Annotated in this window: 13 protein-coding genes and 1 pseudogene; 5 read left to right on the forward strand and 9 right to left on the reverse strand. The window is 71.4% G+C overall.

Annotation, left to right across the window (positions count from 1 at the left end; genetic code table 11):
• Positions 1-10: 10 nt before the first annotated feature.
• The 6 genes and pseudogenes from rpmF to recG form a co-directional block, all read right to left on the reverse strand.
• Entirely contained in the window at positions 11-184 is a 174-nt protein-coding gene (gene rpmF / locus OG734_RS12290) for a 50S ribosomal protein L32 (protein WP_030753522.1), read from the reverse strand.
• Positions 185-186: 2 nt separating this feature from the next.
• Positions 187-837: a YceD family protein gene (locus tag OG734_RS12295; protein ID WP_330287531.1), complete on the reverse strand. Its 651-nt coding sequence runs from the start codon at positions 835-837 to the stop codon at positions 187-189.
• 129 nt (positions 838-966) lie between these two features.
• Positions 967-2037, reverse strand: a complete 1071-nt coding sequence (locus tag OG734_RS12300; RefSeq protein WP_330287532.1) for an ATP synthase F0 subunit B — start codon at positions 2035-2037, stop codon at positions 967-969.
• Between the two features lie 91 nt (positions 2038-2128).
• Positions 2129-2608 carry a pantetheine-phosphate adenylyltransferase gene (coaD, locus tag OG734_RS12305; protein ID WP_006375441.1) on the reverse strand — a complete coding sequence of 160 codons (480 nt, stop codon included), beginning with the start codon at positions 2606-2608 and terminating at the stop codon, positions 2129-2131.
• 26 nt (positions 2609-2634) lie between these two features.
• Positions 2635-3222: pseudogene (rsmD, locus tag OG734_RS12310) on the reverse strand (16S rRNA (guanine(966)-N(2))-methyltransferase RsmD); the annotation flags it as partial.
• A gap of 165 nt (positions 3223-3387) precedes the next feature.
• Positions 3388-5625 (reverse strand): ATP-dependent DNA helicase RecG, encoded by a 2238-nt coding sequence (gene recG, locus OG734_RS12315; RefSeq protein ID WP_330287533.1) that lies wholly within the window; start codon positions 5623-5625, stop codon positions 3388-3390.
• A gap of 171 nt (positions 5626-5796) precedes the next feature.
• Between recG and OG734_RS12320 the strand changes: the two genes are divergently transcribed.
• Both OG734_RS12320 and OG734_RS12325 read left to right on the forward strand, forming a co-directional pair.
• Complete coding sequence (locus OG734_RS12320; protein WP_330287534.1) at positions 5797-7650, forward strand: HSP90 family protein; 1854 nt, start codon at positions 5797-5799, stop codon at positions 7648-7650.
• A complete protein-coding gene (locus OG734_RS12325; RefSeq protein WP_330287535.1) occupies positions 7647-10595 on the forward strand; it encodes a tetratricopeptide repeat protein in 2949 nt (982 codons plus the stop codon). The genes OG734_RS12320 and OG734_RS12325 overlap by 4 nt, the downstream gene beginning before the upstream one ends.
• 143 nt (positions 10596-10738) lie before the next feature.
• Here the strand turns inward: OG734_RS12325 and OG734_RS12330 are convergent, their stop codons facing one another.
• Entirely contained in the window at positions 10739-12463 is a 1725-nt protein-coding gene (locus tag OG734_RS12330; protein ID WP_330293641.1) for a DAK2 domain-containing protein, read from the reverse strand.
• Positions 12464-12751: 288 nt separating this feature from the next.
• Between OG734_RS12330 and rpmB the strand changes: the two genes are divergently transcribed.
• On the forward strand, positions 12752-12937 hold the full coding sequence (gene rpmB / locus OG734_RS12335) for a 50S ribosomal protein L28 (protein WP_006376789.1): 186 nt from the start codon (positions 12752-12754) through the stop codon (positions 12935-12937).
• A 106-nt stretch (positions 12938-13043) separates the two neighbouring features.
• Here rpmB and thiD read toward each other — a convergent pair whose 3' ends face one another.
• Positions 13044-13835 (reverse strand): bifunctional hydroxymethylpyrimidine kinase/phosphomethylpyrimidine kinase, encoded by a 792-nt coding sequence (thiD, locus tag OG734_RS12340; protein ID WP_330287536.1) that lies wholly within the window; start codon positions 13833-13835, stop codon positions 13044-13046.
• Positions 13832-14797, reverse strand: a complete 966-nt coding sequence (locus OG734_RS12345) for a thiamine-phosphate kinase (RefSeq protein ID WP_330287537.1) — start codon at positions 14795-14797, stop codon at positions 13832-13834. Before OG734_RS12345 ends, thiD begins: the two co-directional genes overlap by 4 nt.
• Positions 14798-15015: 218 nt before the next feature.
• Between OG734_RS12345 and OG734_RS12350 the strand changes: the two genes are divergently transcribed.
• Positions 15016-15249 (forward strand): Lrp/AsnC family transcriptional regulator, encoded by a 234-nt coding sequence (locus OG734_RS12350; protein ID WP_030040983.1) that lies wholly within the window; start codon positions 15016-15018, stop codon positions 15247-15249.
• A 20-nt stretch (positions 15250-15269) separates the two neighbouring features.
• A complete protein-coding gene (locus tag OG734_RS12355) occupies positions 15270-15770 on the forward strand; it encodes a DUF3515 domain-containing protein (RefSeq protein WP_330287538.1) in 501 nt (166 codons plus the stop codon).
• Positions 15771-15860: the final 90 nt, after the last annotated feature.

The following is a 15860-nucleotide window of genomic DNA, read 5'->3' on the forward strand; positions in this document are numbered from 1 at the left end:
CACCGGCCGCTCAGACCTCGAGGACCTGGCGCTTGTTGTAAGTGCCACAAGACGGGCACGCGATGTGCTGCAGCTTGGGCTCCTGGCAACGCTCGCACGCAACCAGAGTGGGGACCGCAGCCTTCCACTGCGACCGGCGGTGGCGCGTGTTGCTGCGCGACATCTTCCGCTTCGGAACAGCCACGGCTACTTCTCCTGCTTCTCGTCGACGCCCGCTTGCGCTTCGGCGCCGCTGATCTCGTCCTTCTCGCCGGGTTCGAGTGAACCTGCGAGTCCCTGCAGTGCCGCCCAACGAATGTCGACGGCGTCATGGTGGTGTCCCGGGTCGTCCGCCAGCCGCGCTCCGCACTCGGAGCACAGGCCGGGACAGTCGTCCTGGCACACCGGCTGCATCGGCAGTGCGAGCACCACCGCATCTCGCAGCACGGGTTCGAGGTCGAACAAGCCGTCCTCGATGAAGAGCACGTCCTCGTCGTCCTCGGCGTCGTCGGCCGGCTCCGCTTTCACACGGCCCCGGTCGTCGGCGTCAGGGTACGAGAACATCTCCTGGAATTCCGCTTCGAGCTCCTGCTCCAGCGGCTCCAGACACCTTACGCACTCCCCCTTGGCCCGTGCACGGGCGGTGCCTGTGACAAGCACACCTTCCATGACGGACTCCAGACGGAGTTCGAGCTCCACCGGCGCGCCTTCCAGCACTCCGATGACTCCCTGGATCCCGAGATCCTTGGGAGCGTCGATCTCACGGGTCAGGCGCTGCAGCGCGCCAGGACGCCGCCCCAGCTCGTGTGTGTCGAACACGAGAGGGTTGCGGTGGTCGAGGCGGGCGTTCAGAGCCATTCCTGCTTTCGATCTTCGATGCTCAGCCGCTCGTCTTCCGGGCAGCGGTGATCGCAGAGATACATGCGACCGAAGAGCCAGGATACTGGACCTTCCGCCCACGGCCCAATCCGGCCCCCGTGCGAGCACTTACTGCCCGCCGCGCCCCTGTTCGTAGGCGCGCAGCTGCTCGGCGCTGATCATGCCGGTGTCGAAGAGACTGGTCTCGTCGAGGGCGTGGGGCTGCTGCTGTTGCTGTTCCGGTTGGGCGTAACCCTGCTGGACCTGGGCGGGGTCGTAGGCGGCCTGCTGCCCGTCGTACCCCTGGTAGGCGTACGGGTCGGCGGACTGGTAGCCGTACTGGTCCTGCTGCTGGGCGTACGCCTGCTGGTAGCCGCCGTAGGGGTCGGCGGGCTGCTGGTAGCCGTACTGGTCCTGCTGGCCGTACTGCGGCTGGGCCGGGATCTCCGCCGCCCGGGGCTGCTCCCCGAGGGAGTCCGGGGAGGCGGCGAGGTCGGCGAGGTAGTCGGCGTCGCTGGTGTGCTGCCTGGGGTTGCCGTCGTCGTCCTGACCGAGGGCTCCGAGATCGTCGGACGCGATACGGCCGTGCAGGGTCTGCCGGCCGCGGCCCACCGCCTCCAGGGTCTTGGCGAGGACGGCCTCGAAGGCGCCGAGCTTCACGTCGACGTACTTGTCGGCGTTGAGGCGCAGGGTCTCGGGGTCGTGGCTGCGCTCGGGGGCGTCCTCGTCCTCGTATCCCTGGTCGTCGAGGCCGGGGCCGGTGCCGAGCAGTTTCTCGCGGCCGCGGCCGACCGAGCCGAGGGTCTTGGTGAGGACGACCTCGAAGTTGGCGAGCTTGGAGTCGACGTAGTCGTCGGCCTCGGCGCGGACGTCCTCGGCCTCCTTGCGGGCCTCGGCAAGGATGCGGTCGGCCTCGCTCTGGGAGCGGCGGGCGACCTCCGTGTCGGAGATCAGGGAGCCGCGCTCGTCGTGCGCGGTCCGGATGATCCGGTCGGCCTCCTGGCGGGCCTGCTCGACGAGCTGTTCCCGGTCGCCGATCAGCTCCTGCGCCTGCGCGAGGGAGCCGGGCAGAGCCGCGCGCACCTCTTCCAGCATCGCGAGCAGGTCGGCGCGGTTGACCACGCACGAGGCCGACATGGGCATCGACCGGGCACTGGAGACCGAGGAGACGATCTCGTCGAGCTTCTTCTGCACGTCCACCGTGTGCTCGCCACTCTCTACAGCTGTGATGAAGACGGACGGGTCGACTGTACGACTCCTGCCGACCCGCCCGACACCGAGTGACGGTTTGTCAGTCCTTCTTGAGGCGGCCGTCGAGGGCTTCCAGGACGAGCGGCGGCACAAGGTGGGAGACGTCCCCGCCCCAGGCGGCGACCTCCTTGACGAGCGAGGAGGAGAGGAAGCTGTAGGTGGGGTTGGTCGGTACGAAGAGCGTCTCGACACCGGACAGTCCGTTGTTCATCTGGGCCATCTGGAGTTCGTAGTCGAAGTCGCTGACGGCGCGCAGGCCCTTGACGATGGCCGGAATGTCGCGCTGCTTGCAGAAGTCGACGAGGAGGCCGTGGAAGGACTCGACCCGCACGTTGCCGAACTCGGCGGTTACCTGGCGGATCAGGTCGATCCGTTCGTCGACCTCGAAGAGGCCCTTCTTGGATTTGTTGATCATGACCGCGACATAGACCTCGTCGTACAGACGGGAGGCGCGGGAAATGATGTCGAGGTGTCCGTTGGTGATCGGGTCGAACGACCCGGGACAGACGGCGCGGCGCACTAGTGATCCCTCGCTCTCCGGTCCGGTCATCGTGCGTCTTCGCACGTAGAGGCGGCGCGACCGTACCAAAACGTTCCCTCGCCGTAGCGACGGGACCGGAGCGCTTCGAAGCCGTCCGGCCACCGGAATTCACCGCCTCTGGTGCTGCGCTCCACGGTGACGAGAGCTTGGGCCGCGAGCCAGCCCCCGGCCCGGAGTGTGAGCAGAATCTCCCGAAGATCGTCGTCCGGAACGGCGTAAGGCGGGTCGAGGAAGACGATGTCGTACGGCTGTGTGGACGCCGTCCGAACAACCTGTTCCGCCTTGCCGGCCCTGACCTCGGCGCCGGGCAGCCCGAGGGTCTTCACGTTCTCGCGGACGATGCGAGCGGCGCGGGCGTCGGCCTCCACGAGCAGGGTGTGCCCGGCACCGCGGCTGAGCGCCTCCAGGCCGACGGCGCCCGAGCCGGCGTACAGGTCGAGGACGCGCTCACCGTCCAGGGGGCCGCCCAGGAGGGCCTGCCAGGTGGAGAAGAGGCCCTCTCGGGCGCGGTCGGAGGTGGGGCGCGTGCCGGTTCCCGGCGGGACGGCTAGGCGTCGTCCGCCGGCTGTGCCGGCGATCACGCGGGTCATTTGGGGGTCCTTGTTCGAGGGATGGGTCCGGGTTCAGTTTCGCAGGCGGGGGTGAAGGTGCGCTGTGGCGTTGGCGACTGCGGGTTCATCGTGGTTGCTCGCGCAGTTCCCCGCGCCCCTGGGGGACGCCCCTACGGGGCAGTCCCCCAGGCCCGGCGACGGAGTCCCTTACCCCTTGTCCAGGTACTGCTCTCTCTCCTCGTCCAGGAGCGCGTCCAGTGCCGTACGCAAGCCCGGGAGACGCTCCAGCTCGGGGTCCGCCGCGACGATGGCCGCCGCCTCCTCCCTCGCCTCCGCGATGATCTCCTCGTCGTCGATGACGGTGAGCATCCGCAGGGAGGTGCGGGCGCCGGACTGGGCCTGGCCCAGGACGTCTCCCTCGCGGCGTTGTTCGAGGTCGATGCGGGACAGTTCGAAGCCGTCGAGGGTGGCGGCGACGGAGTTGAGGCGCTGACGGGCCGGGCTCGCCTCGGGCATCTCGCTGACCAGGAGACAGAGACCGGCAGCCGAGCCACGGCCGACGCGGCCCCGGAGCTGGTGGAGCTGGGAGACGCCGAAACGGTCGGCGTCCATGATCACCATCGCGGTCGCGTTGGGCACGTTGACGCCGACCTCGATGACCGTGGTGGCCACCAGTACGTCCGTCTCACCGGCGGCGAAGCGGCGCATCACGGCGTCCTTGTCGTCGGGGTGCATACGGCCGTGCAGGATCTCGACCTTCAGCCCCTGGAGAGGGCCTCGGATGAGTTGCTCGGCCACCTCCACGACGGCGAGCGGCGGGCGCTTCTCGGCCTCGTCCTCGGGAGACTTCTTCTTTCCGGCCTTCTTCGGGTCGACGGGCTCGTCGACGTCGTCGCCGATACGGGGGCAGACCACATACGCCTGATGGCCGTTCTCCACGTCCTCGCGCACGCGCTCCCACGCGCGCGCCAGGAAGTGGGGTTTGTCGGCGGCCGGGACGACATGGCTGGCGATCGGCGAGCGGCCGGCCGGGAGCTGGTCCAGGACCGATGTCTCCAGGTCGCCGAAGACGGTCATGGCGACCGTGCGCGGGATGGGTGTGGCCGTCATGACGAGGAGGTGCGGGGGCTGTTTGCCCTTGCCGCGCAGGGCGTCGCGCTGTTCGACGCCGAAGCGGTGCTGTTCGTCGACGACGACCAGCCCGAGGTCGTGGAACTGGACCTTGTCCTCGATCAACGCGTGCGTGCCGATCACGAGCCCCGCCTCACCCGTGACGAGGTCCAGCAGCGCCTGACGGCGGGCCGCGGTGCCCATGGAGCCGGTCAGGAGCACCACCTTGGTGGCCTTGTCGGCGCCGCCGAGCATTCCGCCCTCCGCCAGCTCCCCCATCATCTCGGTGATCGACCGGTGGTGCTGCTGGGCGAGCACCTCGGTGGGCGCGAGCATCGCGGCCTGTCCGCCCGCGTCGACGACGGCGAGCATGGCGCGGAGGGCCACCATCGTCTTTCCCGAACCCACCTCCCCCTGGAGCAGCCGGTGCATCGGGTGTTCCGCGGCCAGGTCGTCGAAGATCTCCTTGGAGACCTTCTGCTGGCCCTCGGTGAGGGTGAAGGGCAGTTTCGCGTCGAAGGCGGTGAGCAGGCCGTCCGGGGTCGGTCTGCGGGGGACCGCCGGGAGTTGGGCGTCGGCGTGGCGGCGGCGGGCCAGGGCGATCTGGAGGACGAACGCCTCGTCCCACTTGAGGCGGGTGCGCGCGTCGTCGATGTCCGCCTTGGTGTGCGGGCGGTGGATCTTCAGAAGTGCCTCGGGAAGGGTGGCGAGGCCCCTGCCCTCCCGGAGGGAGGGGGGCAGCGGGTCGACGGCCTCCTGGGCGCTGGGCAGGACCGTCTGCACCGACTTGGCGATCTTCCAGGACTCCAGCTTCGCCGTGGCCGGGTACATCGGGATCAGGGCGCCCGCCCAGGAGTCGACCGTCTCCGCCGCCTCGTCGGTGTCGCCGCGCAGCAACTCGTACGCCGGATGGGCCAGTTGCAGGCGGCGGTTGAAGACCGACACCTTGCCGGCGAACAGTGCGCGGGTGCCGGGGAGGAGTTCCTTGTGGGGTTTGTGGACTCCGTGGCCGAAGAAGACCAGTTGGAGTCGGCCGCTGCCGTCCGTGATGGTCACTTCGAGGCGCTGGCCCTTGCCCCCTCGGGCCTTCGAGGACGCGAAGGTGTGCAGGCGTGCGTCGGCCACCTGGGCGACCACCGTCACGTGCTCGTCCATGGGGAGGTCGGCCAGGTGGGTGAGCTGGCCCCGCTCCTCGTACCTGCGCGGATAGTGGTGCAGGAGGTCGCCGACGGTGTGCAGGCCGAGGTGCTCGGCCATCACCTTCGCGGTGGCGGGGCCGAGCACTGATTTCAGTGGTTGCTTCAGTGGTTCTTCCAGTGCGGGCACGAGATCCATTGCACACCACGCCACTGACATTCCCGTATACGTACTGGGAATCCGCTGGTCAGACGGCTCGTTCCGGGCCTAGGATGGCGCGCCCGGCCATCCCCCGCGGTCACCGCCTCACCGGGACCGCCCGACCCCGCGCCGTCGCCAGAACCTGGTCCCCCCTCCGGCGCTGCGACGATGGACTCCCAGACCTCACAGTCATCCCAGGCATCCCAGTCACCGCATACGTTCCAGGTCGACCTGCGCGGCCTCGTGGACCTGCTCTCCCATCACCTCTACTCCAGCCCCAGGGTCTATCTGCGCGAGCTGCTGCAGAACGCCGTGGACGCGATCACCGCCCGGCGTGCCGAGCAGCCCGACGCCCCGGCGCGGGTGCGGCTGTACGCCGAGGGCGGCACCCTGCGGGTCGAGGACTCCGGGGTCGGCCTCACCGAGGCGGACGTGCACAACCTTCTTGCGACCATCGGCCGCAGTTCCAAGCGGGCGGACCCCGGCGGCATCCAGGAGGCGCGTTCGGAGTTTCTCGGCCAGTTCGGCATCGGACTGCTGGCCTGTTTCGTCGTGGCCGAGCGGATCAGGGTCGTCAGCCGCAGCGCCCGTACGCCGGACGCCCCGCCCGTGGAGTGGACGGCCGCGGACGACGGTTCGTACACCGTGCGTACGCTGCCCGCCGAGGCTCGGCCCGAACCGGGCACCACCGTGCACCTGGTGGCACGGCCCGGGGCCGGCGAGTGGCTCACCGAGGAGCGTGTGCTGGCGCTGGCGCGGGACTTCGGGTCACTGCTGCCGTACGACGTGCGGGTGGGCGACGAGGCCGTCACCGATCTGCCCGCGCCCTGGAACCGTCCGTATCCGTCGCCCGCCACCCGAAGGGTGGCCCTTCAGCGGCACTGTCACGACCTGTTCGGGTTCACGCCGTTGGACTCGATCGACCTTGACGTGCCGCTCGCCGGGATCCGCGGGGTGGCGTACGTCCTGCCGTCCTCGGTGAGTCCGGCGCAGCGTGCGAGTCACCGGGTGCATCTGAAGGGCATGCTGCTCACCGAGCGGGCCGAACAGCTGCTGCCCGACTGGGCGTTCTTCGTGCGGTGCGTGCTCGACACCGACAGTCTGCGGCCGACCGCTTCGCGCGAGTCGTTGTACGAGGACGAGACGCTGGCCGCCGTACGGGAGGCGTTGGGCGAGAGGATCCGCTCCTGGCTGACCGGGCTCGCGGCCGGTGATCCGGAGCGGCTGGCCGCGTTCCTGTCGGTTCACCACCTGGGTGTCAAGTCGCTGGCCAGGCACGACAGGGAGATGTTGCGCACGATGCTGCCGTGGCTCCCCTTCGAGACGACCGACGGGCAGCTGTCCCTGGAGGAGTTCGCACAGCGCCACCCGGTGGTGCACTTCACGCGCACCGTCGAGGAGTACCGGCAGGTCGCGCCGATCGCGTCCGCGCAGGGCGTCGGCGTCGTCAACGGCGGCTACACGTACGACAGTGAGCTGATCGAGGCGCTGCCGTCGGTACGCCCGGGAACCGTGGTCGCCGAGCTGGACGCGGACACCGTGACCGCGCACCTGGACACGGTCGACCCGGCCGAGGAGCTGGCCCTGTCGGCCTTCCTGGGGGCCGCGCGCGTCAGACTCGACCCCCTCGGGTGCGATGTCGTCCTGCGCGCCTTCCACCCGCTGTCCGTGCCCGCGCTGCATCTGGACGACCGGGCGGCCCGGCACGAGCAGGCGCGCGCCGAGGCCGCGGAGCAGGCCGACGACCTGTGGGCCGGCATCCTCGGCTCGCTGCGGGGCAGCGCCCCGCGCGCGCGGCTGGTGCTCAACCATCTCAACCCGCTGATCCGGAGGATCAGTTCCCTGGACGACCCGGAACTGATCGGCACCGCCACGGAGTCCTTGTACGGGCAGGCCCTGCTCATGGCGCAGCGCCCGCTGCGGCCCGCGGACTCCGCGCTGCTGAACCGTGCGTTCATCGGCCTCCTGGAGTGGGCCACCCACAGCGATCCCACGGAGCCCACGGAGGACGGCCGGCGATGAGCGAGATCAAGGACTTCGACGCCCTCCGGGAGGCCATGGCGCTGAACGCGGAGCAGCCCGAGGGACCGGCCCGCAACGCGCGCGCGGAGCAGCTGCTGGCCGAGGCCGAGAAGCTGAACATCCCGCTCGCCGTGATCGAGGCGCTCGGACACCAGCTGAAGGCCTACAACTACAGCTCCGAGAAGGACCGGATGTTCGTCCCCTTCGCGCGTCTGCTGCGCATGTGGGACGAGCGGCCCGAGGACTTCGACGAGTACGAGGTCCACACGCTGCACTGGGTCTTCAAGTGGATGACCACGGGCATGCTGGACCAGCCGCACATCCCGCTGGCCTCCATCGAGAAGTGGCTCGGCGAGATGGAGCACCGCTACCGGCTCGCCGGGCACTCCGAACGGGCCGTGCGCGGTGCCGAGTTCAGTGTGGCCGCGCATGTCGGCGACCTGGCGCGGGCCGAACGGGCGTACGCCGCCTGGCTGGCCGCCGACCGCGACAGCATGGCCGACTGCCACGCCTGCGAACTGCACAGCCAGGGCTGGTGGCAGGCCGAACGGGGCGCGGACGCCGAGGCCATCGACCTGTGGCGGCCGGTCCTGGAGGGCGAGTTCACGTGCGCCCACGAACCGCACACCGTCCTGGCGTCCTCCCTGGGCCCGCTGCTGCGCCTGGGCCGCCTGGACGAGGCCCGCGCGCATCACCTGCGGGGCTTCCGGCTGGTGCGGCCCATGGAGAGCATGCGGGGCGCGTACGCGGACCACGTCGAGTTCTGCGCGCTGACCGGTAACGAGGCGCGCGGCCTGGAACTGCTCGCGGAACGCCCCGCGTACTTCACGGACTCCGGGCAGCCGCGCAGCCAGATGGACTTCCTGGCCGCGGTGACCCTCCTCATGGGCCGGCTCACCGGCCTGGGAATGGGCGCCCAGTCGGTGCCCGGACCGGCCGGGCGCGACTGGACCGCCCGCGAACTCGCCGTCCACGCGCGCGAGGAGGCCCTTTCCCTGTCCGCGCGCTTCGACCTGCGCAACGGCACGTCGTACGTCGGCGACGACGTCCGTGCGCGCATGGACCAGGCTCCCCTGGTGGACCGGCTTCCGCTGGGCGTGCGGGCGGCGAGGGGCATCCCCGCGCCCCGCAGGGCGCCCGTGGAGTCCATGGTGACCGCGACGTCCATGGACTCCCCGGACCAGCAGACCGACGCCCCGGGCGACCTGCCCGCGCTGCTCGCCGACGCGCGCCGGATGTCGGACGCGCTGCTTCCGCACGCGATGGAGGCGTGGGCAGCCGTCTGGCGGGCCGCCGAGGACGTCGAGCTACCGGCGGCCGACCGGGCGGAGATCGTCGACCACAGGGCCATGGAGGGCGGTCCTGAGGGCATCGCACTCTTCGAGCGGGCCGCCGAGCTGTACGCCGAGGCCGGCGACCCCGGCGAGGCTCTGGCCGCCCGCGCCCGCGCCGCGTACGCACGCGCCCTGGAGGGCGACGTCGACGCGGCCCTGACGGCCGTTTCCGAGCCGTACGAGGAGGTCCTCGCGCTCTACTCCGACGAGGGCACCGGCGTACGGCAGGCCGCGGCCGTCCTGATGGGACGCGCCCGCATCCTCATGCGGCAGGTCGAGGAGACCGGAACCGACCAGTCCCTGGCCGCCGCCGAGAACGCCGTACGGGAGCTGCTGGCGTTCGTCGACGGGCACGCCGGGGACGATGTGCGGCTCGCCTCACGCGGCGCGGAGGCCCAGGCCATGCTCGGGGAACTGGCGACGCGCACCGGCGATCTGGCGAGGGCCGCGGAGCTCTTCGCCCGGTCCACGGAGGCGTTCGTCGCGGCGGGGCTGCCGTGGTTCGCGGTGGAGTACGAGGCCCGGCTGGCCGGACTCGCCCACCATCTGGGCGACGTCGCCGGGGCCGAGCGGGCGCTGCGGGGAGCCCTGGAACACGGCGGGGCGTATCTGGAGGCGGCGGGCCAGGCCCAGCTGAACCTGCAGCTCGCCGAGATCCTCGGGGCGCGCGACGAGGTCACCGAGGCCGCGGACCGCGCCCTGGATGCCGCGCACTGGGCCGACGAGGCGGGCGAGGGCCCGACCCTGGGCGCCTGGGCCCGGCATCTGCTCGGCGGTTTCCTGCTGCGGCAGGGCCGGTGGGCGGAGGCGGCCGAGGTACTGGAGTCGGCGCTGCCCGACCTCGGCACCGAGACGCACGGCGACGGCGCGGTCGTACAGACGCTGTGGTGGCTCGGCGACTGTCTGGGCGAGCTGGGCGAGCACCGTGAGTCCGCCGAACGCCGGCTGAAGGCCGCGGAGATCGCCCGGCACTGGCCCGAGCAGCAGGACCACGCGACCCTCGCCCACCTCGCCGCCGAGTCCCTCGGCCTCGCCGGGCTGCCCGCCGAGGCCGACCAGGCCTACGAACGCGCCGGCGATCTGTGGGACTCGCTCGGAAACGTGCACGGCCTGGTGCGAGCCCTGCGCGCCCGCGCGTGGCTCGCGCTGCGCACGGAGGCGGGCCTCGACGGGGCCCGACGACGGATGGGGGACGCGGTCCGCGAGTGCGCGCAGGCCCTTTCCGAGGCGGAGGACCTGGAGTCCCGCGAGCAGCTCGGCGCCGAACTCGCCCACACCCACCGCCAGTTCGGCGACCTGTTGGCCCGCTCGGCCGCCGAGGACGCCGAGGACGGCGCGATCGAGGCCGCGTTCGAGGCGGCGCTGGCCCAGATGACGAAGGCGATCGCCGTGTTCTCCTCCCTCGGCGAGGAGGGCCTCCACGGCCGCACCGGCGCCGAACTGGCCGCGGGCTGGCTGGAGGCGGACCTGAGCCGCCCGTCGGAGGCGGCGGCACGCGCGCGCGGGGTGCTGATCGCGTACGAGGCCTTCGACGACTCCGACGAGGAGGCGGGCGCCCGGCGAGCCGAGGCGGAACAGATGCTGCAACTCATGGAGGAGCAGGAGGCGTAATCAGCCCGTCCGGCATCTCCAGCCCGTCCGGCGTTTGAGGACAAGGCCCGTTCAGGGCCGTAGCGGGGGTCTGGGGGCGGCAGCCCCCAGGGATGGGACGGGTAGGGGCGGCGGGGGCGAAACCCTCCTGCGCGCACCCTCCCTCACTCCACCCCGATGAGCAGCAACGCCCCCTGCCGTCCCCCCCGGTACACCACGGTGTCGACGGCGAGGTATCCCTCACGGACCCGTGCTTCAAGGTGCCCGGCGATCGACTGGGGCGCCTCGTCGCCGAGGACGAGGGTGACCATCTCGCCGCCCGCCTGGAGCATGCGGTCGATGACGGCCTCCGCGGTGGCCGTGACGTCGGACCCGATCACGGCGACGTCGCCGTCGATGAGGCCGAGGACGTCACCGGTCTGGCAGATGCCGGCCATCGTCCAGGACTGGCGTTCCGCGACGGCGAGTTCGGCGTAGCGGGTCGCGCCGGCCGCGGAGGTCATCGCGACGACGTCCTCGTCGAACCGGCGTTCCGGTTCGTGCACGGCGAGCGCGGCGATGCCCTGGACCGCCGACCGGGTCGGGATCAGGGCCACCCGGATGCCCTCCGAGCGGGCCTGTTCGGCCGCCGCGGCGGCGGTGTGGCGCAGGTCGGCGTCGTTGGGCAGCAGCACGACCTCGCGCGCGTGGGCCCGTCGTACGGCCTCGACGAGCTCCCCGCTCACGGGTGGCTCCCCGGGCCGCGCGAGCACGGTGGTGGCGCCGGCCGCGCCGTAAAGCCCGGCCAGGCCCTCCCCGGGCACGACGGCCACGACGGCCCGCTGCACCCGCTCCCGGGGCGGACGTCCGGCGCCGCCGGTGTGCACGTCGCCGACCCCGAAGTGCGTGATCCGGATCCGGTACGGCCGCCCTGCCTCGACGCCCGCCTCCACGGCGGCGCCGGCGTCGTCGACGTGGACGTGCACGTTCCACAGCCCGTCGCCCCCGACCACGACGAGCGAGTCCCCGAGCCCGTCGAGCCGCTCCCGGAGCCGCGCGACAGCCGCGTCCTCGGCCTCCAGGAGGTAGATGACCTCGAAGGCGGGCCCGGAGGCGGCGTCCGCACACTCGTCCGGGCCGTCGAGACCGGGCGCCGGCACCTCAGCTACCTCGGACCGAATCGGCACGCGCACGCGTGCCGCCCCCGCGGCCCCCGGCACGCCACCCCCCGGCGCCTCCCCCCTGAAGGTCTCCACCAGCGCCCCGAGCACCGTCACCAGTCCCCGCCCGCCCGCGTCGACGACGCCCGCGCGCCCCAGGACGGCCAGTTGGCCCGGGGTGGCGGCCAACGCGGCCGAGGCACCCTCGTAGGCGGCTCTGGCCACCGTCCCACAGTCGCCCTCCGCCTCTGTCGCGGCGTCGGCGGCGGCCGAGGCCACAGTGAGGACCGTGCCCTCGACCGGGTGGGCCACGGCCTGCCGGGCGGCGTCGGCCGCGTGCCGCAGGGCCAGGCACAGGCCGGGGCCGTCGATGTGGGCGCTTTCGCCGTCCGCGTCGGCGGCCAGCACCTGGGCCATGCCGCGCAGCAGCTGCGCCATGATCGTGCCGGAGTTGCCGCGGGCCCCTATCAGCGCTCCGTGGGCCATCGCCCGGGCCGCGTCGGCCAGCGTCGGAGCCCCGGCCGTACCGGCCGGTCCCGTCCCGGTCTCGTGTCCGGCGAAGGCCGCCTCGACCGCCGCGCACGCCGATTCCAGCGTCAGATAGAGGTTGGTTCCGGTGTCCCCGTCGGCGACCGGGTAGACATTGATCGCGTCGATCTCCTCGCGCGCCCGCCCCAGGGCGGCCAGCGCGAGTCCGCACCAGGTGCGTACCGCGAGAGCATCGAAGAATGTCTGCGGCACCTGCGGCACCTGCGCCTCCTTGAGCTGCTGGACGTGGCACGCAGCGTAGACCCCGGGATGGATCACGGGTGAATGGCGGGTGGCCCGGGGCCGGGAGCGAGGCCCTGATCAGCCATGGTAGTTTCGTTGTACTGGCGCAGTCGTTGTATGCTGCTCCGGTTGCCCGATCGAGACGACCATCCAAGATGGCCTTCTACATCGGGCCTTCCTCCTGGCAGCGCCACTCAGATCCTACGATCCTGATCCCGGCATGCCGGGATCAACCCGTAAGAGCATCTGAAGTCTTTGGAGTGACCCGTGGCTGCCAACTGCGACGTCTGCGGCAAGGGGCCGGGCTTCGGCAACAGCATCTCCCACTCGCACCGCCGTACACCCCGTCGCTGGAACCCGAACATCCAGCGCGTACGTACCGTGGTCAGTGGGACGCCGAAGCGCGTGAACGCTTGCACCTCGTGCATCAAGGCCGGCAAGGTCTCGCGCTGACGATCTGCTAGCGCGCGGCCACTGCTGGTTCGCTGCTCAGAGCCGGTCCACCTCGGTGGACCGGCTTTTTGCCGTGCCCGCACAGCGGCCCCCCATCCACAGTGGTCTACGCACGAAACCGCCATCCGTGATCCACCGGCCCGATCCCGCCCCCCAGCGCGAACCCGGCCGCGATCGCCCCGGTGACGTACTCCTTCGCCGCCGCCACCGCCGCCGGCACCGACTCGCCCTTCGCCAGCCCCGACGCGATCGCCGACGCCAGCGTGCACCCCGTGCCGTGCGTATGCCGGTTGTCGTGGCGCGGGGCGCGCAGCCAGTGCTCCTCGGTCCCGTCCGTGAGCAGGTCCACGGCGTCGCCCGGCAGATGCCCGCCCTTGATCAGCGCCCACTTCGGCCCGTACGCCAGCACGGCCGCCGCGGCTTCGCGCAAATCTTCTTCCGACTCGACCCGTACGCCCGTGAGCTGGGCCACCTCGTCGAGGTTCGGGGTCGCCACGGTCGCCACCGGGAGTAGCTTCGTGCGTACGGAATCCAGTGCGGACGCGGCCAGCAGCGGGTCCCCGTGCTTGGAGACGCCCACCGGATCGACGACCGTCGGCACGTCCGTCGCCGCGATCAACTCGGCGACCGCCTCGACCAGTTCGGCCGAGGCGAGCATCCCGGTCTTCACCGCCTGTACGCCGATGTCGTCGACGACGCTGCGGTACTGGGCCCGCACCGCCTCCACCGACAGTTCCCAAGCTCCCTGTACGCCGAGGGAGTTCTGCGCCGTGACCGCCGTGAGCACGCTCATGCCGTGCACGCCGAGCGCCAGCATCGTCTTCAGGTCGGCCTGGATCCCGGCGCCGCCGCCGGAGTCGGAGCCCGCGACCGTGAGGACCCGCGGGAGCGCGGTCACGACTCGATGTCCGCGAAGTGGTCCCAGCCGCCGTTGCTGGTCCACGGTGCCCCGTCGACCGTCACCTGGGGCAGGGCCGACGGGTTGAGGACCTCGCCGATCACCTTCCAGCGGGCGGGCAGCTTCACGTCCGGCGGGAACGTCGCCACGATCGCGTGGTCCTCGCCCCCGGTGAGCACCCACTGCATGGGGTCGACGCCGACGGCCTGCCCGATGTCGTTCATCTGGGTGGGGATGTCGATCGCGCCCGACCGGATGTCGATACGGACCTTGCTGGCCTCCGCGATGTGCCCGAGGTCGGCGATCAGCCCGTCGCTCACGTCGCACATCGCGGTCGCGCCGAGGCCGGCCGCCGCAGGGCCCGCGTGATACGGAGGTTCCGGTCTGCGGTGGGCCTCGACGAAGGCGCGCGGCGAGCGGAAACCGCGCGAGAGCACCGCGTGCCCAGCCGCCGACCAACCCAGCCAGCCGGTCACGGCGACGACGTCACCGGGCCTGGCGCCGCCCCGGATGACGGGCTCGTGGTTGCGCAGATCGCCGAGCGCGGTGATCGAGACGACGATCGTGTCCCCCCGTACGACGTCACCGCCGACCACGGCGGCACCCGCGACCTGGGCCTCGTCCCGCAGGCCGTCCATCAGTTCGACGGGCCAGGTGACCGGGAGTTCGGCGGGGACGACCAGCCCGAGCAGCAGCGCGGTCGGTACGGCGCCCATGGCGGCGATGTCCGCGAGGTTCTGCGCGGCTGCCTTGCGGCCCACGTCGTACGCGGTCGACCAGTCGCGGCGGAAGTGCCGCCCCTCCAGGAGGATGTCGGTGCTCGCCACGACCCTGCGGTCGGGCGCGGCGACCACGGCGGCGTCGTCGCCGGGGCCGACCCGGACCGCCGGGGTGGTGGTGAGCCGGGAGGTGAGCTCCCTGATGAGCCCGAACTCCCCCAGTTCGCCCACAGTGCCCTTCATAGTCGTACGTCCCCTTCTGGTGCTGTCCCCGTTGCTGTCCTTGCCCGGTCGCGAGGCCCCGTCGGCCTCGGTACGGTCGAGGTGACCGTCAACCTGTGCTGCGTGTGCACCCCGGCGCGGGTGCTGCGGTCGCCGCGGGTCTCCCCGTGGCGCGCGGCGACGCGATACCGTGGCGTTCCTTTTCCCCACATGATCCTCGTGGCCGCCCTGGAGGTTCCGTGGTACAGGCGTACATCCTGATCCAGACGGAGGTCGGCAAAGCGTCGACCGTCGCCGAGACGATCAACAAGATCCCGGGGGTGATCCAGGCCGAGGACGTGACAGGACCGTACGACGTGATTGTGCGCGCCCAGGCCGACACAGTGGACGACCTCGGCCGCATGGTGGTCGCCAAGGTCCAGCAAGTGGACGGCATCACCCGCACTCTGACCTGCCCGGTGGTGCACCTGTAGCCCCCGTCTACCCTGTGCCGGTGAACTTCTTCCGTCCCCGGCCGCTCGCTCTGCCCGTGCTCGCCCTGTTGATCGTCGTCACGGGCTGCTCCTCAGCAGACGACAGCGCCCGAGTCACGGTTCCCGAGCCGGACGGGAAGACCACAAAGCTGTGCCGGAACCTGGACAAGGCGCTGCCGGCGAAGGTGGACGGCCTGAGCCGCGACGACCCCGAGCCCCGGTCCGCGCTGACCGCGGGCTGGGGCAGCCCGGCGATCATACTGCGCTGCGGTGTCGTACGACCCCCCAAGATGACCGACCCCAGGGTCGCCACCGGTGCGGATCCGGATGCGGTGGGGGGTGGGGTGAACGGGGTCGGGTGGCTGATGGAGAAGCGGGACGACGGGTCGTCCCGCTTCACTACTTCGTCGCGGCTTGCCTATGTCGAGGTGATGGTCCCGTCGGGGAGGGACACCTCGGGGGCGTTGGTCGATCTGGCCGCGGCTGTCAAGAAGACGGTTCCTGAGGGGATTGCCAACTAGGCGCCGCAGTGGGGTTGTTGCGTTGTTGACTACGGGCCGTCCGTGGCTTGTCGCGCCCACGCGGCGGAGCCGCATATCGGATACAGCCCC

Origin of the sequence: Streptomyces sp. NBC_00576 (genome assembly GCF_036345175.1) — a bacterium.
GTDB lineage: Bacteria > Actinomycetota > Actinomycetes > Streptomycetales > Streptomycetaceae > Streptomyces.